The sequence below is a fragment of the Winogradskyella sp. UBA3174 genome, assembly GCF_002364335.1.
Taxonomy (GTDB): domain Bacteria; phylum Bacteroidota; class Bacteroidia; order Flavobacteriales; family Flavobacteriaceae; genus Winogradskyella.
In genome coordinates this window covers 42,653-64,277 of record NZ_DEXW01000057.1, presented here as the reverse complement: position 1 = coordinate 64,277, position 21,625 = coordinate 42,653, and the positions used below count along the sequence as shown (strand labels likewise).

At 33.8% G+C, this 21,625-nt stretch carries 14 protein-coding genes; 8 read left to right on the top strand and 6 right to left on the bottom strand.

What is annotated here, in order from left to right; genetic code table 11:
• Positions 1-104: 104 nt before the first annotated feature.
• From B2U95_RS10445 to B2U95_RS10420, 6 genes are all read left to right on the top strand, one after another.
• Positions 105-1,298 (top strand): PSP1 domain-containing protein, encoded by a 1,194-nt coding sequence (locus tag B2U95_RS10445; protein ID WP_296316015.1) that lies wholly within the window; start codon positions 105-107, stop codon positions 1,296-1,298.
• A complete protein-coding gene (locus B2U95_RS10440; RefSeq protein ID WP_296316013.1) occupies positions 1,282-1,785 on the top strand; it encodes a gliding motility lipoprotein GldH in 504 nt (167 codons plus the stop codon). Before B2U95_RS10445 ends, B2U95_RS10440 begins: the two co-directional genes overlap by 17 nt.
• Before the next feature lie 5 nt (positions 1,786-1,790).
• Positions 1,791-4,136, top strand: coding sequence for a penicillin-binding protein 1A (locus B2U95_RS10435; RefSeq protein ID WP_296316011.1), 2,346 nt, complete (start codon positions 1,791-1,793; stop codon positions 4,134-4,136).
• Positions 4,137-4,229: 93 nt separating this feature from the next.
• Positions 4,230-4,931, top strand: a complete 702-nt coding sequence (locus B2U95_RS10430) for a CoA transferase subunit A (protein WP_296316008.1) — start codon at positions 4,230-4,232, stop codon at positions 4,929-4,931.
• A gap of 2 nt (positions 4,932-4,933) precedes the next feature.
• The gene (locus B2U95_RS10425) at positions 4,934-5,587 is read left to right on the top strand and encodes a CoA transferase subunit B (RefSeq protein WP_296316006.1); all 654 of its coding nucleotides are present in this window, start codon (positions 4,934-4,936) and stop codon (positions 5,585-5,587) included.
• A 231-nt stretch (positions 5,588-5,818) separates the two neighbouring features.
• Positions 5,819-5,947, top strand: a complete 129-nt coding sequence (locus B2U95_RS10420) for a hypothetical protein (RefSeq protein ID WP_296316003.1) — start codon at positions 5,819-5,821, stop codon at positions 5,945-5,947.
• Here B2U95_RS10420 and B2U95_RS10415 read toward each other — a convergent pair.
• Positions 5,942-7,633 (bottom strand): ABC transporter ATP-binding protein, encoded by a 1,692-nt coding sequence (locus B2U95_RS10415; protein ID WP_414727675.1) that lies wholly within the window; start codon positions 7,631-7,633, stop codon positions 5,942-5,944. The genes B2U95_RS10420 and B2U95_RS10415 overlap by 6 nt on opposite strands.
• 232 nt (positions 7,634-7,865) lie before the next feature.
• On the opposite strand from B2U95_RS10415, the gene B2U95_RS10410 reads away from it, so the two are divergent.
• Together B2U95_RS10410 and B2U95_RS10405 are read left to right on the top strand one after the other, a co-directional pair.
• Positions 7,866-12,578 carry a M14 family zinc carboxypeptidase gene (locus B2U95_RS10410; protein ID WP_296315998.1) on the top strand — a complete coding sequence of 1,571 codons (4,713 nt, stop codon included), beginning with the start codon at positions 7,866-7,868 and terminating at the stop codon, positions 12,576-12,578.
• 205 nt (positions 12,579-12,783) lie between these two features.
• Positions 12,784-17,520 (top strand): immunoglobulin-like domain-containing protein, encoded by a 4,737-nt coding sequence (locus B2U95_RS10405; protein WP_296315994.1) that lies wholly within the window; start codon positions 12,784-12,786, stop codon positions 17,518-17,520.
• A gap of 57 nt (positions 17,521-17,577) precedes the next feature.
• On the opposite strand, the gene B2U95_RS10400 is transcribed toward B2U95_RS10405, so the two are convergent.
• From B2U95_RS10400 to B2U95_RS10380, 5 genes are read right to left on the bottom strand one after another with little or no spacing between them, the layout of a single operon-like run.
• On the bottom strand, positions 17,578-18,291 hold the full coding sequence (locus tag B2U95_RS10400; RefSeq protein ID WP_296315990.1) for a 3'-5' exonuclease: 714 nt from the start codon (positions 18,289-18,291) through the stop codon (positions 17,578-17,580).
• Positions 18,288-19,439: a serine hydrolase domain-containing protein gene (locus B2U95_RS10395; RefSeq protein ID WP_296315986.1), complete on the bottom strand. Its 1,152-nt coding sequence runs from the start codon at positions 19,437-19,439 to the stop codon at positions 18,288-18,290. Before B2U95_RS10395 ends, B2U95_RS10400 begins: the two co-directional genes overlap by 4 nt.
• A gap of 11 nt (positions 19,440-19,450) precedes the next feature.
• Positions 19,451-19,972 (bottom strand): DUF4442 domain-containing protein, encoded by a 522-nt coding sequence (locus B2U95_RS10390; protein WP_296315984.1) that lies wholly within the window; start codon positions 19,970-19,972, stop codon positions 19,451-19,453.
• Positions 19,972-20,445 (bottom strand): methylated-DNA--[protein]-cysteine S-methyltransferase, encoded by a 474-nt coding sequence (locus B2U95_RS10385; protein ID WP_296315982.1) that lies wholly within the window; start codon positions 20,443-20,445, stop codon positions 19,972-19,974. Before B2U95_RS10385 ends, B2U95_RS10390 begins: the two co-directional genes overlap by 1 nt.
• Before the next feature lie 5 nt (positions 20,446-20,450).
• Positions 20,451-21,575: a CNNM domain-containing protein gene (locus B2U95_RS10380; protein ID WP_296315978.1), complete on the bottom strand. Its 1,125-nt coding sequence runs from the start codon at positions 21,573-21,575 to the stop codon at positions 20,451-20,453.
• Positions 21,576-21,625 lie beyond the last annotated feature (50 nt).

The window sequence follows — 21,625 nt, the reverse complement described above, 5'->3', positions numbered from 1 at the left end:
TATCGTTATAGAAGTTCATAAATAGTTTTATCTTTACTTTTAAATTATTTACGAATCCTATATCTAGATTTTTTAAGAATCTAGAATTAATATATATAACTTTTATGGCTTGTAACAGTTGCGCAACTGGTGAAGACGGTCAACCAAAAGGATGCAAAAACAATGGGACTTGTGGCACAGATAGCTGCAATAAATTGACTGTTTTTGATTGGTTAGCTAACATGTCTCTTCCTAACGGACAAGAACCGTTTATTGGAGTTGAAGTCCGTTTTAAAAACGGCAGAAAACACTATTATAAAAACACAGAAAACCTTACTTTAAGTATTGGCGATATTGTCGCTACACAGGCAAATTCTGGACACGATATAGGTATGGTCACCTTAACAGGTGAGTTGGTTCGTGTGCAAATGAAGCGTAAAAAGGTTGATCTTGAAGATGCTGAAAACGTTTTAAAAATTTACCGTAAAGCCTCACAAAAAGATATAGATATTTGGTCAGCTTCTAGAGACAAAGAAGAACCAATGAAAGTCAAAGCACGCCAGTTTGCTATTGATTTAAAACTGAGAATGAAAATTTCAGATATAGAATATCAAGGAGATGGAAGCAAGGCAACCTTTTATTACACAGCAGAAGAACGGGTAGATTTTAGAGAACTTATTAAAGTTTTTGCTAGAGAATTTAGAACACGTATTGAAATGAAGCAAGTCGGCTTTAGACAAGAAGCGGCAAGGCTAGGAGGCATTGGTTCTTGTGGTAGAGAGTTATGTTGTTCTACTTGGTTAACAGATTTTAGATCGGTTAGCACGTCAGCAGCCCGTTACCAACAATTATCATTAAACCCACTAAAGCTTGCAGGTCAATGCGGTAAGTTAAAGTGTTGCCTTAATTATGAGTTAGACTCATACTTAGATGCATTGAAGGCATTTCCTAAAAACGATACTAAACTATACACTGAAAAAGGTACAGCAGTCTGCCAGAAAACAGATATTTTTAAAGGTTTAATGTGGTATGCCTACGAAGGTGAATGGATGAATTGGCATATAATTACTACAGCACAAGCCAATGAAATTATTTTTAAAAATAAGAAAAGAGAAAAGGTGGCAAGCCTAGAGGAATATGCTGTTGAGCACATACAAGACACTAAAAGTGACTTTGAGAACGTTGTAGGTCAAGATAGTTTAACACGTTTTGATAGTCCAAAATCAAATAACAAACGTAAAAACAATAGTAGTAAGAACAACCGTAATAAAAACAGAAACAGAAATCGTAACACTAAACAAAATGCAAAAAAGGATTAATTGGTTATACCTAACCTTAGTTTTTTGTTTGTTATGCTTTAGTTGCGATTCTAAAGCTGTCTACGATGTTTATAAACCTGTGCCTAACTCATGGAATAAAGATACGGTTGCAAGTTTTAACTTTAAAGCACCAGACACTATAAATAATTATAATGTGTATGTTAATCTAAGAAATAACAGCGATTATAAGTTTAGCAATTTGTTTCTCATAGTTGAACTAAATTATCCCAACGGAAAAATTATAAAAGATACTTTAGAATATAAAATGGCTGCGCCAAATGGGGAACTTTTAGGTACTGGCTTTTCTGATGTTAAAGAGAATAAACTTTGGTACAGAGGTTATAGCAATGACTTTAAGTTTACTGAAGAAGGAGAATATACTGTGAATATTCAGCACGCTATGCGAAATAATGGTGAAGCAAATGGTATTGTAGACTTACAGGGAATTACGGATATAGGTTTTAGAGTAGAAATAACTCAAAAGTAAGTATTATGGCAAAAAAGAAAACACCACAATCTAAACCAGTGGTATTAGATTTTACAAAATTTGTACGTTGGTTTTGGATGCTATTTGCTGGTGGTATTTTAGCTGTTGTGTTATTATTTCTTTTCGCATCTTGGGGACTTTTAGGTGAAATGCCAGACTATACAAAATTAGAAAACCCAGAAACTAATTTGGCTACAGAAATTATCTCATCTGATAATAAAACCTTGGGAAAGTTTTATTTCAATGATAATAGAACGCCCGTTGCATATGAAGATTTACCAAAGAATTTAGTTGATGCATTGGTTGCTACTGAAGATGTTCGTTATTATGAACATTCAGGTATTGACGCACGTGGTACATTAAGAGCTGTAGTTAATTTAGGCAGTAAAGGTGGTGCAAGTACTATTTCACAACAAGTTGCGCGACAATTATTTGTAGGTGTAGCTTCTACAAGTACCATAAGCAGACTGACTCAAAAAATAAAAGAATGGGTTATAGCTACGCGTTTAGAACGTCAATATACTAAGGAGGAGATTATTACGATGTATTTCAATATTTATGATTTTGGAAATAACGGTGACGGTATTCGTTCTGCTTCACGTATTTATTTTGGCAAAGAACCTAAAGATTTAGATTTAAAAGAGTCTGCGATGCTTGTTGGTATGTTTAAGAATTCATCACTTTACAACCCAAGACGAAACCCTGTCGGAGTTAAGAATAGGCGTAACGTTGTGTTAGCGCAATTGATGAAGTACGATTTTATTAAAGAGACCACAAAAGACTCATTACAAAAAACAGAGTTAGATTTAAACTATTCACCAGAATCTCATCGGGAAGGTATTGCGACTTACTTTAGGGGATATCTAAGGTCATTTATGAAAAAATGGACCAATAATGAAAAGAATAGAAAACCAGATGGTACTAAATACAATATTAATAGTGATGGTTTAAAGGTCTTTACAACTATAGATTCACGTATGCAACAATATGCTGAAGATGCAGTAGCACAACATATGCCAAGGTTACAAGCTGAATTTGATACTCAAAACATACCAGAGCGTAACAAAACAAGACCATTTTTAGAATTAAATCAATCCGAAATTAATACGCTATTACGTAATGGTATGCGACGTGGTGAGCGTTGGAGAATATTGAAAGGCCAAGGGAAGTCAGACAAAGAAATTATTGCTTCTTTTGAAAAGCCTGTTGAAATGGAGGTTTTTAAATGGGTAAAAGGCAAAGCTTCTTATGTAGATACTATAATGAAGCCTATGGATTCTATGCTTTACTATAAATCATTTTTACGCACAGGCATGATGTCTATGGATCCATTTACAGGTCACGTAAAAGCCTGGGTTGGTGGTATGAATTACAGACATTTTCAGTACGATATGGTAAAACAAGGAAAACGCCAAGTTGGTTCTACCTTTAAACCTTTTGTTTATGCAACAGCAATAGATCAACTTCAATATTCTCCTTGCGATTCTTTTCCACGTTCACCAATAACCATTGAGGCTAATAAGTTTGGCAATCCAGAACCTTGGACGGTTACAAATAATGATGCTAAATATTCGGGTGTGCAAACGTTAAAAGATGCGCTTGCAACATCAACGAATACAGTAACAGCAAGACTTATGAATGAGATTGGACCTCAGCCTGTCGTTGAGATGGCAAAAAAATTAGGTATAGAGCAAGATATATTACCTGTGCCAGCTATAGCTTTAGGGACAACAGATATTAGCGTTTATGAGATGGTAGCTGCCTACTCAACATTTGCGAACAAAGGCGTTTATAATAAACCAGTAATGGTAACGCGTATTGAAGATAAAAATGGCACTGTTTTATATCAGTTTACTCCAGAAAGTAAGGATGTTTTAAGTGAAGAAGTTGCCTATGTAACAGTAAACCTGATGGAAGGTGTTACAAAAGCAGGTTCTGGTGCACGCTTAAGATCTATAGGTGTTGATAAGTACAACCAAATGTACAGAGAGATAATGACAGGTTACCCTTATGGTTTTAAAAACCCGATAGCAGGTAAAACAGGCACTACACAAAATCAAAGTGATGGCTGGTTTATGGGTATGGTACCTAATTTAGTTACTGGTGTTTGGGTTGGTGCAGAAGATAGAGCTGTGCATTTTAAGAGTACAAAATATGGTCAAGGTGCATCTATGGCATTACCAATTTGGGGACTTTACATGAAAGCTTGCTACGAAGATACAACGCTTAAAGTATCTAAAGATGAATTTGAAAAGCCTTTAGATTTATCGATAAATATAGATTGTGAAGTAACTCCAGATGATGATTCTACGGATGATTCTGATACTATAGATGATTTTTCAGACTTCTAATTAATTTTATAGACTAATCCGTTTTTGTTTCTATTTTTTTGTATTAACATAATGTATAGTTTTGTACCTTTAATGTTATAAATCTCAATATTTATGATTAATAAAAAAGTAGCAAACGTCACTGACGCGCTTAGCGGTGTAGAGGATAATATGATGTTTATGTTTGGTGGATTTGGCCTATCTGGTATTCCTGAAAATGCTATTGCAGAACTTGTAAAACTCAATGTAAAAAATTTAACCTGTATATCTAACAACGCTGGTGTAGACGATTTTGGTTTAGGTTTATTATTACAACAAAAACAAGTTAAAAAAATGATTTCATCTTATGTAGGTGAAAACGACGAATTTGAAAGACAGATGTTATCCGGAGAGTTAGACGTTGAGTTAATTCCGCAAGGTACATTAGCAGAACGCGCTAGAGCAGCTCAAGCTGGTTTCCCAGCATTCTATACACCAGCAGGATATGGAACTGAAGTAGCCGAAGGAAAAGAAACAAGAGAGTTTGATGGAAAGATGTATGTTTTAGAACACGCCTTTAATGCAGATTTTGGTTTTATTAAAGCTTGGAAGGGTGATGCTGCTGGAAATTTAGTTTTCAAGGGCACAGCAAGAAACTTTAATCCAAACATGTGTGGTGCAGCTAAAATTACGGTTGCTGAGGTAGAAGAATTAGTTCCTGTAGGTGAATTAGATCCAAATCAAATTCATATTCCTGGCATATTTGTGCAGCGCATCTTTAAAGGTGAGCATTTTGAAAAACGAATTGAACAACGAACAATAAGACAACGTAATTAATTATGTTAGATAAAAACGGGATTGCAAAACGAATCGCAAAAGAAGTCAAAGATGGTTATTACGTTAACCTAGGAATAGGAATACCTACATTAGTAGCTAATTTTGTAAGAGATGATATAGAAGTTGAATTTCAAAGTGAAAATGGAGTTCTAGGAATGGGACCTTTTCCTTTTGAAGGTGAAGAAGATGCGGATATTATAAATGCTGGAAAACAAACCATAACAACATTACCAGGTGCTTCCTTTTTTGATTCTGCAACTAGTTTTGCAATGATAAGAGGTAAGCATGTAGATTTAACAATATTAGGAGCTATGGAGGTTTCTGAGCATGGGGATATAGCTAACTGGAAAATTCCTGGAAAAATGGTAAAAGGAATGGGAGGTGCTATGGATTTAGTCGCTAGTGCAGAAAATATTATTGTGGCTATGATGCACACAAATAGAGCTGGCGATTCTAAATTACTTAAACAATGCTCATTACCACTAACAGGTGTGGCATGTGTTAAAAAGATTGTCACCAATTTAGCAGTTATAGAAGTGACACCAAAAGGGTTTAAACTTATTGAACGTGCTCCTGGAGTTTCTGTAGATGCTATTAAAAATGCGACAGAAGGTCATTTAATAATTGAAGGTGATATACCAGAAATGAGCTTATAGAAGAATAAGCATAATTATAAATGAAAGACCGCTCTTATAGAGTGGTCTTTTTGTATAATAAAAATTAATTTGACTGTAAATGTTAAAATAAAGTGTATTTCATCGATTTATAGTGTATTTAAACTGAAATAACTAAAATAAGTTACATATTAGCAGTCCCAAATTTAGTGAACCAAATTTACCTTAAACTTAATTTATGATTTGCCCCAAATCTGTCATGAATTACCGCTTATGAAAACAAAGAACCCAAATCTACCAGAACCTACTTTAACCGAAAACAATTTGTCTTCAGGTTTTAAAAACACGCTGGACTTAGTCTCAGATGTTTTAAAGTTAGCTAAGAAAGTATTCATGCTATAAACCTTTTGGTATAGCATGAATCAATTTCTTAGTGTATTCTCTTTTAGGTAATCTATAAATTTCATCAGCATCACCTATTTCCTCAACTTCACCTTTATTCATTACTATTAGTTGATCAGCCATATATTTAACGACAGCTAAGTCGTGAGATATAAAAATGTATGTAAAATTGAATCTTTCTTTTAAATCGTTTAAAAGATTTAGAACTTGGGCTTGCACAGATATATCTAAAGCAGAAACCGACTCATCACAAACAATAAGTTGAGGCTCTAATGCAATGGTTCTTGCGATACCGATACGTTGTCTTTGTCCACCAGAAAATTCATGTGGATAACGATTAAAAGCAGAAGCATCTAAACCTACTTTTTTTAAAATATCAATAACCTTGAGGCGACGTTCTTCGTCAGAACTACCAATATTGTGAACTATCATGGGCTCCATAATTGCATTTCCAACACTAAGTCTAGGGTTTAGAGAAGCAAAAGGGTCTTGAAAAATAATCTGAATATCTTTTCGCAGTTTTCGTAAATCGCTTGGACGTAAATTTGTAATATCTCGTCCCTTATATTTTAAAATACCAGATGTTGCTTTATCTAATTGAAGAATAGCATTACCTAAAGTAGACTTGCCACATCCAGATTCGCCAACAAGCCCAATAGTTTCACCAGGGTAGACTTTAAAGCTTACAGCGTTAACCGCTTTAAAAGGAATATCTTTAGAGAACCAACCATTTTTTGAAAGGTATGTTTTTTCAATATCTATAACTTCTAGTAATGGCTTTTGGCTATATAACTTTTCATGATTTTTCAGTCGATTTGCATCAGATATTCTGCTATTATCTAAAGTTTTAGACATAAAGTCTGCTATGGTTGGTAGCTTTTTCAGTCGGTATTCTATTGAAGGTCTAGCACTAATTAAAGCTTTGGTATAGTTGTGTTTTGGGTTTTTAAATATAGATTCGGTAGAACCTTGCTCAACAATTTCACCTTTATACATAACAATAATATTTTCGGCTAATTCTGAAACTAAAGACAAATCATGAGAAATAAATAAAATACTCATTTGTGTTTCTCTTTGTATCTCCTTTAATAATTCTAATATTTCTTTTTGCACTGTGACATCGAGAGCAGTAGTGGGCTCGTCTGCAATTAGAAGTTTTGGTTTACAAGCAATAGCCATAGCGATCATAACGCGTTGTTTCTGACCACCAGAAATTTCGTGAGGATAAGCTTTAAAAATGCGCTTAGGATTTGGTAACTTAACTTTTTCGAATAGCTCTAAAACGTCAGATTTAATCTTAGATTTAGATAATTGGGTGTGTTGTTTTAAAATTTCTTCAACTTGTCTACCACATCGCATTGAAGGATTTAAAGAACTCATAGGCTCCTGAAAAATCATTGCAATGTCTTTACCTCTAATTTGTCTAAAGCTTTTTTCATCTAGGTCTATTAAGTTTTGATCATTAAATAGGATTGAACCTTCTGTTATTTTAGAAATTTTACGAGGCAATAGTCCCATCAGTGCTAATGCGGATATAGATTTGCCAGAGCCAGATTCTCCTACTACTGCTGTAATGCTATTTTTAGATAGCTGAAAGGAAATATTCTGTAGAATTTTAGTCTCACTTTCTTTAGTAAAAAATGATACTGAAAGACTGTTTACATTAAGCAAATTCATATTTGTCATACGTAAAAATAGACAATTTTGAATATTGCTTAGGGTTAAAATGTATCCTATTATTTTATTATTTCATTAAAATCACAAAACCTATTTTTTTATAAATAACTAAAAATCAGCTATTTAATATTTTACTGTTTTTTTAATTATGCATTTCATCGATTTTTTATGCGTTTTATGGATAAAATTAGAATTAAATAATATATTAGTGCGCTAATAAAATGCATTAAACCCTAATCTAATGAGAAAAATCACCTGCTTAATAGCATTATTGTTTGTAATGGTGCAAACTTCTTTTTCACAAGAAATTCATTCAAGGATTACTATTATTAATCCGAGTCAAGATGCTTTAAATGTTCTTGCGCAACAAGGTATTGATTTAAAATGTGGTATTTCACATGGAAAAAACAATAGCTTTAGTATAGATATTTCAAATGTTGATAGATCTATATTAGATGCAAATGGCATATCATACGCTGTCGTTATTAACAATGTATCAGCGTTTTATAATCAAAGAGCTGTTAATGACTTACCAGCAGCAATGTCGGCATCTCAGCTAGAAAATGCTAAGACTATCGCTAGTAGAAAAAATGATGCACAGCAAAAATCTTCTATTTCATCATCTGTTTTAGATAATTATCTCCAATACAACGAGCTAAATGAAAAAGATTGGGTAAAACCTTTAAATTTTGAATTAGGAACAATGGGTGGATGTCTAACAGTTGACGCTATGGAAGCTGAGTTAGATCAAATGAGATCTTACTCACAATCTAATGGTCTAAATATTGTTTCAGTTAAACAAGATGCATCTACTACAGGTATAACGACTTGGGGAAACCCTTCAGGTACAATTTCAAATAATGGATTAACATATACAGGTCAGGGAGGTACAAGGTGGAACCCTAAAACAATGTATTATGTTAGGATTACAGGTGACGAGTCTTCTACAGTAGAAGGTTCTAAACCTCAAATGTTATTCACGTCAATGATACATGCTCGGGAGGTAAGTGCCTTAATGAATAATATGTACTTTATGTGGTATGTTATAGAAAACTATAATACGGATCCTGCTATTAAAAATTTAGTGGATAATAACGAATTATATTTTATACCTGTTGTAAATCCAGACGGATTACGTTGGAATGAGCATATTGATTCTGGTGGAGGACAAATGCAACGAAAAAATTTAAGACCAAATACAGGTGGTACAGGAAATACTTCTGTAACGCGAGGTGTAGATATTAATAGAAATTTTGATTATTTCTGGGGTTCAGCAGGTACTGGGTCATCTGGAACACCATCTAGTGATTCTTATAGAGGTCCATCTCCAGAATCTGAACCAGAAACACAAATTATAAAAGAATTTGTGCAAAGTAGAAACTTTAAGACAGCAATTTGGAACCATTCTTTTGCGAATTCTATTCCACATCCTTATGGTGGCAACCCTTCTTTTGTATCTGGTAGAGAAGATGAAATGCACGAGATGCATGCAGATATGACTAAATATAATAGATATGTTTCTGGTGCAACAATTTTTTCTCCATCAAATGGTATCGCTGATGACTGGATGCTCGGAGGTAGTGCAGATAGTAATGGATCAATAGGTTCTGGCAAGAATGTCTTAGCTACAACACCAGAACATGGTAGTGAATGGTTTTGGCCAACACCAAGTACAATAATCCCAATAGCTCAAAGGTCTATGCGTATTTCTTTAATGGGAGCTTATCACGGTGGTCAATATGCTAAATTTCATGATTTAACTCAAAGCGATATTTCAAGCACAAGTGCTAATTTAGATTTTGGGATAGAGCGTATAGGGCAAACAGCTAGTGATTTTACAATTATGGTTACACCAATATCAGCTAATATTACAAATATAGTTTCACCGTCAGCTCAATCTGGGATGACAGTACTAGAGCAACGTAACGTTAGCGCTGCTTTAACTTTAGACCCTAGTATTCAGCCAAATGATAAAATAGAATATAAGGTAGAACTTTCTAATGATGCTGGTGTATTTTATGAAATTGATATAGAAAAATACTATCAACCTACTGTTTTATTATTTAGTGATCCGCAAGTAGGTTTCTCAGATTGGAATAATACTGGATGGAACAGAACAAGTACTGGTGGTTATACTGGGAATAGAGCATTTAGAACAGGTGATGCTGTACCTTATGCTAACAATACAACAAAAACAATGACCACAGTTAGTGGGTTTGATTTATCAAATTCGGACGAGGTCTTAGTTCAATTTTATAGCAAATGGGATATTGAAAGAAATTTTGATTTAATAGAATTTCAAGCCTCTACTAATGGAACCACTTGGACAACGCTTAATGGCAAATATACGAAGCCAAAGAGTTCTGCAGACACAAATGATCATGTCGTAAAGTCAGCAACTAACGAAGCGTTTCAAGGCAATAATAGTTCTGGTCATATCTATGATGGAGATCAGATGGATAATTGGGTAATGGAAGAAATTGTTATTGATGGTTCTAATAATTCACCATTCTTTGGTGCTTCAAATGTACTTTTTAGATTTAGAATGCGATCAGATACAAACAATGTTTTTGAAAATTATAGTGCAAATGCCGAAGGTTTTTACGTTGACGATTTTAAAGTAATAAGTCTTGCAATTCCCTGTACTACATCAATACCAATTAGTTTAGCAGCAAACACAATAACAGCATTTACTGCAGACATCACTTGGGATAATATTCCATCTGCAACTTATGATATAAGATATCGTGAAACAACGTCTCCTACATGGGTAGAAGTTACAGATTTACTAGCAGCGAGTTATTCAATCACTGGTTTAGAGCAAATAACAGATTATGAAGTACAAGTTAGAAGTAGATGTACATCTACAACTTCTGATTATAGTGCTTCAGTAAACTTTACAACGACTGACTTAACATATTGTACTGCTATTGGTGATAGTATTGCAGACGAATACATTGGAGGAGTTACTTTAAATGGTACTTTAAATGATACTTCTTCGAGTACAACTTCTGGATATTCAGATTTGACAGGATCAACTATTTTTGATCCTATTCAAATAGGTAGTACTGGCAATAGTATTGCTGTATCTAAATTTTGGAACGGATCCTTATTTGACGAGTCTGTGTCAGTTTGGATAGATTTTAATAAAAATGGATCTTTTGAAGGTTCTGAAAAAATACTAGAAGATGGTGCTAACCAAACAACACCAGTATCTGATACGTTTACAGTTCCCCTTTCTGCCGCTACAGGTAATACAAGAATGCGTGTATTAATGAAATACAGTGGCACACCTGGTTCAATCCAAGATGATGCTTGTGAAGATTTTCAGTATGGTGAGGTTGAGGATTATGATGTTTATTTATATGACGGTCTTTTATATACGAGTAGTACTTGGTACCCTAATGCACCAAATGGTTCAACAGGTTTATTAAATACAATGATTTTAGATGGAATCTATAATGCAAACACCAACATTAGTATAAATAATATTACAGTTAATACTGGTGCAGAAATCAATGTTAACAAAGCAAATGCTATTACAGTAAATGGAAATATTATTAATAATGGTGAGTTTATTATGAATTCAGATTCAAATGAATTTTCAAGCTTATTATTAGAAGGTTCTGCTTCAGGAGACTTAAAGTATAATCGTTATGTTAATTCTAATACCAATAGAAATGATTTAGTTTCTCCACCATTTAGTGGAGAGAGTTTTGTTGATTTTCTTTCTAACAATACAAATGTTTTAGCTAACCCTACAGAGACCTTATATTTATTTGGTCCTTTTGACAAGTCAGTAAGTGACTATCTTACATTTTCTAACACTGAAACTACACCCCTCGAAGCTGGTAAAGGCTACAGAGTAGCTTCAATAGATGCAAATCAAATATTTACATTTACAGGTTCTGCAACTACAGGTAATTTAAATGTACCAATTTTTAAAACAGGAACTGTGTATGAAGTATGGAACCTTATAGGGAATCCATATCCTTCTTATATTAAATTAGAAGATTTCATTCTTGCTAATATATCAGAGTTTGATTCTGAAAGTGTAGCAGTATATGGTTATGACTCTGATGCTTCAAATGGAAGTTATTGGACAATTTGGAATTTAGCTTATGCAGATGCCAACCCAAATACATTAATTACACCAGGACAAGGGTTCTTCGTTTCATCTAAAGATGGTGGTGGTTCAGTATCATTTACACCTTCAATGCGAGCAGCTGGTTCATCAGATGATTTTATTGCAGGAAGGACAACAAACCCTGTTGAGCATGGTACACTTTTAATGACCTCTAGTAATTCAAATTTTAGCACAGATGTTTATTTTACTGATAGTGCAACTTTAGGATTAGATTTAGGTTATGATGCAAGTCATTTTGACGGTGCACCAACAGATTTTTCAATCTATTCAGAATTAGTAGAGAACAATACAGGAACAGACTTGGCTATACAAGCCATTAGTTCTTCAGACATAAGTAATAATCCTATTATTCCATTAGGTGTTAACTTGGGTCAAGGAGTGCAAGTAACAATTAGTCTTGTAAACAGTAGTTTAAACCACAATATATATTTAGAGGATGCGTTAACAAATACATTTACGCTTTTAAATACATCAGAATACACGTTTACTGCTGCTACAGATTTATCTGATACTGGACGTTTTTACTTAAGATTTGATGCTAACGTTTTATCGGTTGGTGACTCTGATTTAGATAATATTCAAGTTTATAACAATTCTGATCGTAAGGAAATAATAGTTAGAGGTCAATTAAATGATGCAACATTATTAACGTTATATGATATTCAAGGTAGAGAAATCCTAAGAAATAATTTAAATACTAACACTATTACAAATAGCGTAAGTACAAATGGTTACAGTGCAGGGGTTTACTTGGTGCAATTATCTAATAGCTCCTATGGGATTACTAAAAAATTGATTATCAAATAATTAAATTAATATAAACTTATAAAAGCTCAGATGTGTTCTGAGCTTTTTTATGGACATAATTGAAAGCAGGTAAATCAATTCCTACTTTCAATTACGGTATTTCCGCATATTTTCATATTTAAGAAAGTTAAAGAGGAGTTAAAAGAAATGGTACTCTAAAAATATCTAATTTCAGGCAAGCTATTAATTAATTAACCTAAACATTATGAAAATAAAATTATTGTTGCTCATCGTTTGTATGAGTTCAGGTTTGCTGTTTTCTCAAGGCAAACAATTTTGGAAAAAAGAGACAACATCCCTAAGCTCCTTATCTAAGCCTAACCACAAAAACCTAAAAGAATTTCATCTTTTTAGCTTAAATGTAAATGCATTAAAACAGCAATTACAGTCAGCTCCAAAACGAAATAATTTCAGAAGACCTTCTAATGTTATTATTACTATTCCTAATTATAATGGGAAATTAGAACGTTTTTCCATAAAAGAAGCCTCTACGATGCATCCTGAATTACAGGCAAGATACCCTGAAATTAGATCCTATGCTGGCCAAGGTATAGATGACCCCTCTTTAGTTTTAAGGTTTAGTTTATCTCCAAACGGATTAAGTGCTATGATTCTATCTAATGACGGATCGAGTACATTTATAGACCCTGTTAGTAATGGTTCTAATGTTCATATTGTCTTTAATAGAAAGAATAGAACAAATTTTAATGACGATTTCGAATGTCAAGTAACAGAGCAACTTAATCGAAAAGTTAATAGTGGCATTTCAATGAAGAACGCAGATGACTCTTTATTAAGAACATATAGATTGGCGATTTCTGCAACTGGCGAATACACACAGTATCATGGAGGAAGTAAAGCACAAGCTTTAGCCGCTATGAATACTACAATGACTCGTGTTAATGGAATTTATGAAACAGATTTTAATCTAACATTACAATTAATAGCAACTACTGATGATGTTATTTATACAAGTACAACTTCAGATCCTTATGGTAATACGACGAGTGGTTATAATTCACAATTACAAAACACATTAACTAGTGTTATAGGAGAGGCTAATTACGATATTGGTCATTTATTCGCTAATCTTCAAAATAACGGTAACGCAGGTTGTATTGGTTGTGTTTGTGTTAACAATCAAAAAGGAAGTGGTTGGACATCTCACGTTGTTCCTGAAGGGGATCCATTTGATGTAGATTACGTAGCACACGAAATGGGACACCAATTTGGTGGAAACCATACTTGGACTTTTGGTGGAAATGAAGGGGCTAACGCGCAAATGGAACCAGGAAGTGGTTCTACAATTATGGGTTATGCTGGTATTACAGGTGCGACTGATGTGCAGAATAATAGCGACCCATATTTTCATGCAAGATCAATTGAACAGATAACAAATTATATTAAAACAACATCTTGTCAAACAAATACAAATACAGGGAATAACGTTCCTGTAGTTAATGCAGGATTAAATTACACGATTCCAAGAGGCACAGCATTTGTATTAGATGGTTCTGCAACTGATGCAGATAGTGGTGATGCATTATCATATTGTTGGGAACAATATGATGAGAATAACGCTGCGTCAACTAACCCAAGTATTAATGCGACTTCGGGTGTTGCTTTTAGATCATTTAATCCATCAACAGAAACCAATCGTTATTTTCCAAGATTGTCTACTATTAAATCTGGGTCAACATCTTGGCAATGGGAAGCAGTACCTAATGTAGCTAGAAATTTAAATTTCAGACTTACAGTAAGAGATAATCAAGCAGGTGGTGGAACAAATAATAGTGATGATATGATAGTTACAGTTAATGGTACAGCTGGCCCTTTTGTGGTTAACGCACCAAATACAAATGTAACTTGGAATGCAGGTACGTCGCAAACTGTAACTTGGAATGTTGCCGGAACCACTGGAAATGGAGTTAATACTTTAAACGTAGACATTTTCTTATCTACAGATGGAGGCGATACCTATTCTATCTCATTAGCATCTGGTGTACCAAATGATGGTTCACATGATATTGTTGTTCCAAATAGCGAAGGTAACCAGAACAGAATTATGGTTAGAGGAGCTAATAATATTTTCTTCGATATTTCTAATTCTAACTTTACTATCGGAGCACCAGTTGTCTGTAATACTGATGTCCCAACAAGTATACTCGTTTCAAACGTATCTACAAATTCTGCGACTTTAAGTTGGGATGCTGTATCTGGATCATCTTACGATTTAAGATATCGTGAAGTTGGTACAACAACTTGGACGACTAATGCTGTAACAGGTATTTCTTCTAGTTTAAATGGCTTAACTGCTTTAACACAATATGAAGCTCAGGTAAGAAGCAAATGTTCTGGAGGTTCAAATTCAGCATATAGTAGTTCTGTAAACTTTACGACTACAGAATTACAATTAAATTATTGTACTTCTACAAGTACAAATATAAATGATGAATTTATAAGTAGAGTTCAGTTAAACACAATAGATAATAGTTCTGGAGCACAATTTTACTCAGATTTCACAGGTGTTTCTACAACGCTTACTAAAGATACTCAGTATACAATCTCTGTTACTCCAACTTGGAATGGCACCGTTTATAATGAGGCTTATTCTGTTTGGATAGATTATAACAAAGACGGAGACTTTACGGATGCAGGCGAGCAAGTATTTACACAAGCGCCAACACAAGTTACTCCAGTGAGTGGAAGTTTTACCGTGCCATCAAGTGCTGTAGAAAATTCAACTCGAATGAGAGTATCAATGAAATATAATGCTTTACCAACGGCATGTGAGACATTTCAGTACGGTGAAGTCGAGGACTATACTATTATTATTGAAGGTAATGGACCAGATACTGAAGCACCAGTTATTTCATTAAACGGAGCTTCAAACTTAAGTTTAGAACTTGGTAGTAATTACGTAGAACAAGGTGCAACGGCTACAGATAATATAGATGGTGATTTAACACCTAGCATTGTAACAGGAGGTGATACAGTTAATACAAATTCAGTTGGGTCTTATGTTGTAACATACAATGTAAGTGATGCTGCTGGCAATAACGCTAGCGAAGTTATAAGGACAATAGTAGTTAATGCAGATTCAACGGCACCAGTTATAACATTGATAGGAGCATCAGTAATTAATTTAAATGTAGGCGATGCCTATAATGAATTAGGAGCAACAGCAACAGATAATTTAGATGGTGATATTAGTTCTAACATCTTAATTACAGGTTTTATTGATACAGCTATTGCTGGTACTTATTTTGTTAATTATAATGTCAGTGATGCAACAGGTAATGCTGCAAATCAAGTCACAAGAACAGTAAGCGTAAATGCAGACACTTCACCACCAGTAATTGTTTTGGTTGGCTCGTCTACTGTTAATTTATTAGTTGGTGACACTTATAATGAACAAGGCGCAACAGCAACAGATAATTTAGATGGTAATTTAACATCTAGTATAGTTATTGCGGGATCAGTAAATACAAATAATGCAGGTGCTTATGCTGTAACTTACAATGTAAGTGATTCTGCAGGCAATGCAGCAGCAGCAGTTATAAGAACAGTTAATGTTTCTGATCCATCTTCAGGATGTGTCAGTGCTGTCTCTTCATATCCTTATACAGAAGGTTTTGAAGGCTCTATTGGTGCTTGGTCACAATCTACAATGGATGATTTAAATTGGTTAGTTGACGATGCAGGAACGCCGTCTGCAGGAACAGGACCTACAAGTGCTGTACAGGGATCAGATTATATTTTTGTTGAGGCTTCTGTACAAGGTACTGGTTATCCAGATAAGAGAGCAATTATTACATCTCCTTGTTTTAATTTGGGGTCATTAACAAATCCAATATTTAGCTTTAAGTACCACATGTTTGGTGCAGCAGACATAGGATCTATAGCGTTAGAAGTTTCTGACGATGATGGTTCTTCATGGACAAGTTTATGGAGTCAAACAGGTAACCAAGGCAATCAATGGTTAACCGTAGATTTAGATATATCAGCTTATGCAGGTAGTAATATTCAATTAAGATTTAATCGTTTTGTTGGTAGCACTTGGCAAGCAGATATTGCAATAGATGATGTTCAGTTATTAGAACCTGATGCTGCAACATGTAATGATGGTATTCAAAATGGTAATGAAACAGGAGTTGATTGTGGTGGTTCATCGTGTCAACCTTGTAGTGCTTCTAATGTTGTTTTAAATGAAGGTTATTTTGAAACTGGATTAGACGGATGGGCTGACGGTGGAAACGATTGTGCAAGAGTACAATCTGCAAATTCTTTTGAAGGTAACTTCTCTGTGAGAATTAGAGATAATTCTGGGGTGGCTTCATCTATGACGTTATCTAATATTGATGTGATACCATTTACAGAAATTGAAGTTGATTTTCATTTCTATGTATTTAGTATGGAAAACGGGGAAGACTTTTGGTTACGATTCTTTGATGGCTCTACTTGGAATACTCTGCAAACATGGACAAGAGGTGTAGATATAGAAAACAATACATTTTACAATGCGACAGTTTCAATTACGCCAGCGCAATATAATTTTGCAGTGAATTCAGGATTTAGATTTCAAAATGATGCCTCAGGTAATCAAGATCAAATATTTATAGATCAGGTTATAATAACAGGTATTAGTGCTACTTCAAGAGGAACGAAAGACAAACTAGAAATAGTTGGCTATGGTGATTCTCCTGAGATTTCAGAAATTGATTTAAACATTTATCCAAATCCTGTAAAAGGTGATATATTGAATGTTAAAGTAACAAGTTTAGAAAGTTTCAATTATACCATCATTGATATTCTTGGAAAAACTGTTCTTAAAGGTAAATCTGAAGGAAAAATAAGTGTAGGTAAACTAGACGGAGGTATTTACTTTATTAAAGTAAATGATGGAGATGAGATACTTACAAAGAAATTTATTAAGAATTAGATAACTAATAATTAAGGAGTAATTATTAAACCCAGAAGCAAAGCTTCTGGGTTTTTCTTATATATGTTTTATTTCGTTGTCGTGAAGTAATTCATCTCCTCTAAGACGAAGAAATATTTGGGCAACTGCAATGGTATCTTTTTCGCAATAGACAATGATGCGATCTATTTCCTTTTCTTTATAATAAACACGATAAACTTCACTCCCATCTATATCATCTTTTGGCGATGGAATGCCTAGTACATTGGTTAGAAGCTTTAGAGATGTATACGTTTTATAATCTCCAAATTTCCAGAGTTCTAAAGTATCTAAATGTGGGACTTCCCAAGGTTTTTTACCAAAGAGATTCAGTTTGTATGGTAATTCTATATTATGAATAATCATACGTCTTGCTATATATGGAAAGTCGAATTCTTTACCATTATGTGCACAAAGTAAATGCTTGTTTGAGCTAAAATGTGAAATAAGTAGACTTTTAAAGTCTTTAAGAATTTTATCTTCTTCACCATAAAAAGAGGTGACTCTAAAGGTTCTAAGGTCACCTTCCATTTTAAAATAGCCTACAGAAATGCATATAATTTTTCCAAATTCGGCCCAAATACCTGCTCTGTCGTAAAACTCTTCAGCCGAGAATTCCTCTTTTCTTTGGTAACGCGATTTTGCATCCCAAAGGTCTTGTTTGGTTGTATCTAAATCAGAGAAGTTTTCTGTTTCAGGAACAGTTTCAATATCTAAAAATAGTATGTTTTCTAGGTTGAGTTTATTGATCATTTTTCTAACATTTCATACGCTTCGTCAATAAAGGTATAAAAATCAGGTGAATGTGCATCGTCAATTCCTTTTGTAATACCATGCCCAAGTCTTATCACAATTAAATTATCTTCAGGAATTACAATAACCAATTGTCCTAAATGGCCTCGCATATAAAAAATCTCTTTTTCATTAAATTTGGCTAACCACCAACCATAACCATACATTTCTCCATCGCTAAAACGAGGTTTCACTGATTTTGCTATAAAAGTAGAATCTAAAATTTGTTTGCCATTCCATTTTCCATGGTCTTTAAATAACCTACCATAACGTGCAAAATCTTTGGCGTTACTGGCAATACAGCAGTATGCTTTTACTAAATCGTGACCCTCACTATCTACCTGCCAAAGGGTTTCGTTTTCAGCACCAAGTGGTTTCCAGAAGCTTTCTTCAAAGTAATCATAGATTTTTTTACCACTAGCTTTTTCAATCACCATAGCTAACATTTGTGTATCTCCACTTGCGTATTTAAAGCTTTGACCTGGGTCTGTTTCCATTTTTAAGCCATTCATTACTTTAGCTAAATCGTCATCAAAATAAGCACGAGTTGTTATAGATAAAGGAGAATAATAAGCTTCGTCCCAATTGGTACCAGAACTCATACTCGATAAATCACCAACCTTCATTTTAGCCGCTTTACCATCACAAAACTCAGGAAGAAAGTCACAAACGGGTTGCTCTAAACTTTTTATAAAACCATCTTGAATCGCTTTTTGCATCAAACCAGAGATATAACTTTTTGCCATCGAAAAACTATTAGATTTTGAATCTTCATTAAAACCGTCATAATAATTCTCAAACCAAATGCTGTCGTTTTTTATAATAACGTAGGCAACAGTTCCAGATGACTTATGTAATTCACTAAGTGTTTTAGTTTCCTCAACACTATTATAATTGGCGTGATTTGGCCAAGACTGAGGATTGTCGCTCGCATTAATAGTTTGATTATCAAACTCTTTATAATCTTCTAAATAGGCTGTGGTGTGGCCTTTTAAATATATAGTTCTTACAGCTTTAATAAGATAGTCTGTATCTGTAACATATAAAATAGCGACTGTGAGTGCCAATATAACAACGATAAATTTGAGTGCCTTTTTTAAAAATTTCATTTAAATAGATATTAATTATTTGTTTTTCGTGCCTTTAGCTTCTCTTTATAAAAGTACTTATCAGCGATATAAACGGTTTTATTAAAAGTAGCAATTATGTTTTGTTTTTCATCGACCAAATTTAGTGTTTTCACAATATCTGTTTCATTGTTTTCTGAGACAGATTTTTTTATATTCGTGATTTCTTCAGAAGAAAATATAAATTCACCGTAAATAGTTGACTTTGCGGGTCTTTTATAACGCGCTTCAACAGCTTTATCCCAAACCACATAGTTATCTCCGAGTATTTGAATGAGTTGAATCATGTAAATAGGATCTGTTGCGGCCAACATACTACCTCCAAAAATTGAACCTGAGTAGTTACGGTTTTTCCAATTTAGTTTTAATCTAATTTTTACATAATATAAATCATCACTGACTTCAATAAGTTTTGCAGTAGTGCGTTTATACATTGGCGACCAATTAAAACCATATTTATAAATTGTTGAGGTTTTTAAAAATTGTTTTAAAAATTTAGTTGTGATTTTATACATTAAAATAACGTTTGTTGTTTGTATTCACTTTCATGGTTAAGTAACCACTGTTTTCTATGTAAACTACCAGCATAACCAGTCAAACTCCCGTCACTGCCAATTACGCGATGACAAGGTATAATAATCCAAAGAGGATTTTTACCATTAGCACTTGCTGCAGCTCTAATTGCTTTAACATCTCCAAGCTGTTTAGATAATTCTAGATAAGAAATAGTTTTACCAAAAGGAATAGTTTTGAGTTGATGCCAAACTTTTTTCTGAAAAATAGTACCTTCAGGATTAAGTTTTAAGTCAAAAGTTTTACGCTCGTTTTTAAAATAACCTTTCAGTTGTGTTACACATTCTAGAAGTTCTTCAGGAATTATTTCAGATAACTCTTCTTCTGTATTTACTATTAAAACTGAAGCAATACCATCTTTATCTCCACTAATTTTAGTGCAACCTAAAGGGGAATTAATGATACATGTTTCCAATACGACTATTCGTTTTCTTCTGAGGGTTTATCACTAAAAATCCCAAGCTTTTTCGCTCTTACTTCCCAGCTTTTTCTTGCCAGATGTTGTAAGTCAGAGACATTATCACTTTCGTCCATAATTTCAAGACCTAATAAAGTTTCAATAACATCTTCCATGGTTACCAAACCACTTACGGAACCATATTCGTCAACGACCAAAGCCATGTGATTTCGACTTTCGACCAGCTGTTCAAATAATTTAGGAATAGGTAAATTTCGCTCTACAACGATAATATTACGTTTTAGTTCTGATAGTTTTTTAGAACCATTATCTAAGGCCATTTCTTTAAAGACCTCGTCTTTTAATACCAAGCCTTTAATATCGTCTGCATCGTTAGAATAAATAGGGATTCTAGAAAAACGAAGGTTCAAATTCTTTTTAAAAAAATCTTCGACTGTTGTATTTTCATCTACGGCTTTCATTACGGTTCTTGGTGTCATAATATCCTTAGAAAACACTTCTTTGAAGGTTAATAGATTTTTTATAATCTTACTTTCATTAGCTTCAAAAACACCCTCTTCGTGTGCCATTTCCGTCATCGCTACAAAACCTTCTCTACTTAAAATACTGCCATGACCTTTACCACCAATTAATTTTGTTGTGAGTTGTAGTAGCCACAAAATGCCTGTCCACTTTAAGGGAAAAATTAAAACTTTTAATGCTTTAGAGGTAAAGTTGGCAAGTTGTCTCCAATAGGTTGCGCCAATAGTTTTTGGGATAATTTCAGAAGCAACTAAAATTAGAATAGTCATAAGTGTAGAAACCACACCTACCATAATATCTTCTGTGAATTCTAAACCCAAAATACTACGTTTAGTAGTACCATAAAGTTCTGTGTATGCCACTTTAGCTTGTACACCTACTAAAATAGCACCAACCGTGTGTGCAATAGTATTTAGCGTAAGAATAGCAATTAAAGGACGATCTACATCCTTCTTTAATTCTTCTAATTCAATAGCGTAAGTTTTACCTTCTTTCTTTTTGAGATTAATAAACGTAGGAGTTAAACTAAGAAGTACAGCTTCTAAAATAGAACATAAAAATGAAAAGAAAATAGATATGACAGCGTAAAAAATGAGTAAGCCCATTAATTTATTGAAGTTTAGTTAACACAAAGTTACAAAATGAATACTTAAAT

Coding starts and splice junctions, on each gene's coding strand:
- B2U95_RS10445 (WP_296316015.1), top strand. CDS start 105: ATGGCTTGTAACAGTTGCGCAACTGGTGAAGACGGTCAACCAAAAGGA.
- B2U95_RS10425 (WP_296316006.1), top strand. CDS start 4,934: ATGTTAGATAAAAACGGGATTGCAAAACGAATCGCAAAAGAAGTCAAA.
- B2U95_RS10415 (WP_414727675.1), bottom strand. CDS start 7,633: ATGACAAATATGAATTTGCTTAATGTAAACAGTCTTTCAGTATCATTT.
- B2U95_RS10390 (WP_296315984.1), bottom strand. CDS start 19,972: ATGTATAAAATCACAACTAAATTTTTAAAACAATTTTTAAAAACCTCA.
- B2U95_RS10400 (WP_296315990.1), bottom strand. CDS start 18,291: ATGATCAATAAACTCAACCTAGAAAACATACTATTTTTAGATATTGAA.
- B2U95_RS10435 (WP_296316011.1), top strand. CDS start 1,791: ATGGCAAAAAAGAAAACACCACAATCTAAACCAGTGGTATTAGATTTT.
- B2U95_RS10410 (WP_296315998.1), top strand. CDS start 7,866: ATGAGAAAAATCACCTGCTTAATAGCATTATTGTTTGTAATGGTGCAA.
- B2U95_RS10395 (WP_296315986.1), bottom strand. CDS start 19,439: ATGAAATTTTTAAAAAAGGCACTCAAATTTATCGTTGTTATATTGGCA.
- B2U95_RS10420 (WP_296316003.1), top strand. CDS start 5,819: ATGAAAACAAAGAACCCAAATCTACCAGAACCTACTTTAACCGAAAAC.
- B2U95_RS10380 (WP_296315978.1), bottom strand. CDS start 21,575: ATGGGCTTACTCATTTTTTACGCTGTCATATCTATTTTCTTTTCATTT.
- B2U95_RS10405 (WP_296315994.1), top strand. CDS start 12,784: ATGAAAATAAAATTATTGTTGCTCATCGTTTGTATGAGTTCAGGTTTG.
- B2U95_RS10440 (WP_296316013.1), top strand. CDS start 1,282: ATGCAAAAAAGGATTAATTGGTTATACCTAACCTTAGTTTTTTGTTTG.
- B2U95_RS10430 (WP_296316008.1), top strand. CDS start 4,230: ATGATTAATAAAAAAGTAGCAAACGTCACTGACGCGCTTAGCGGTGTA.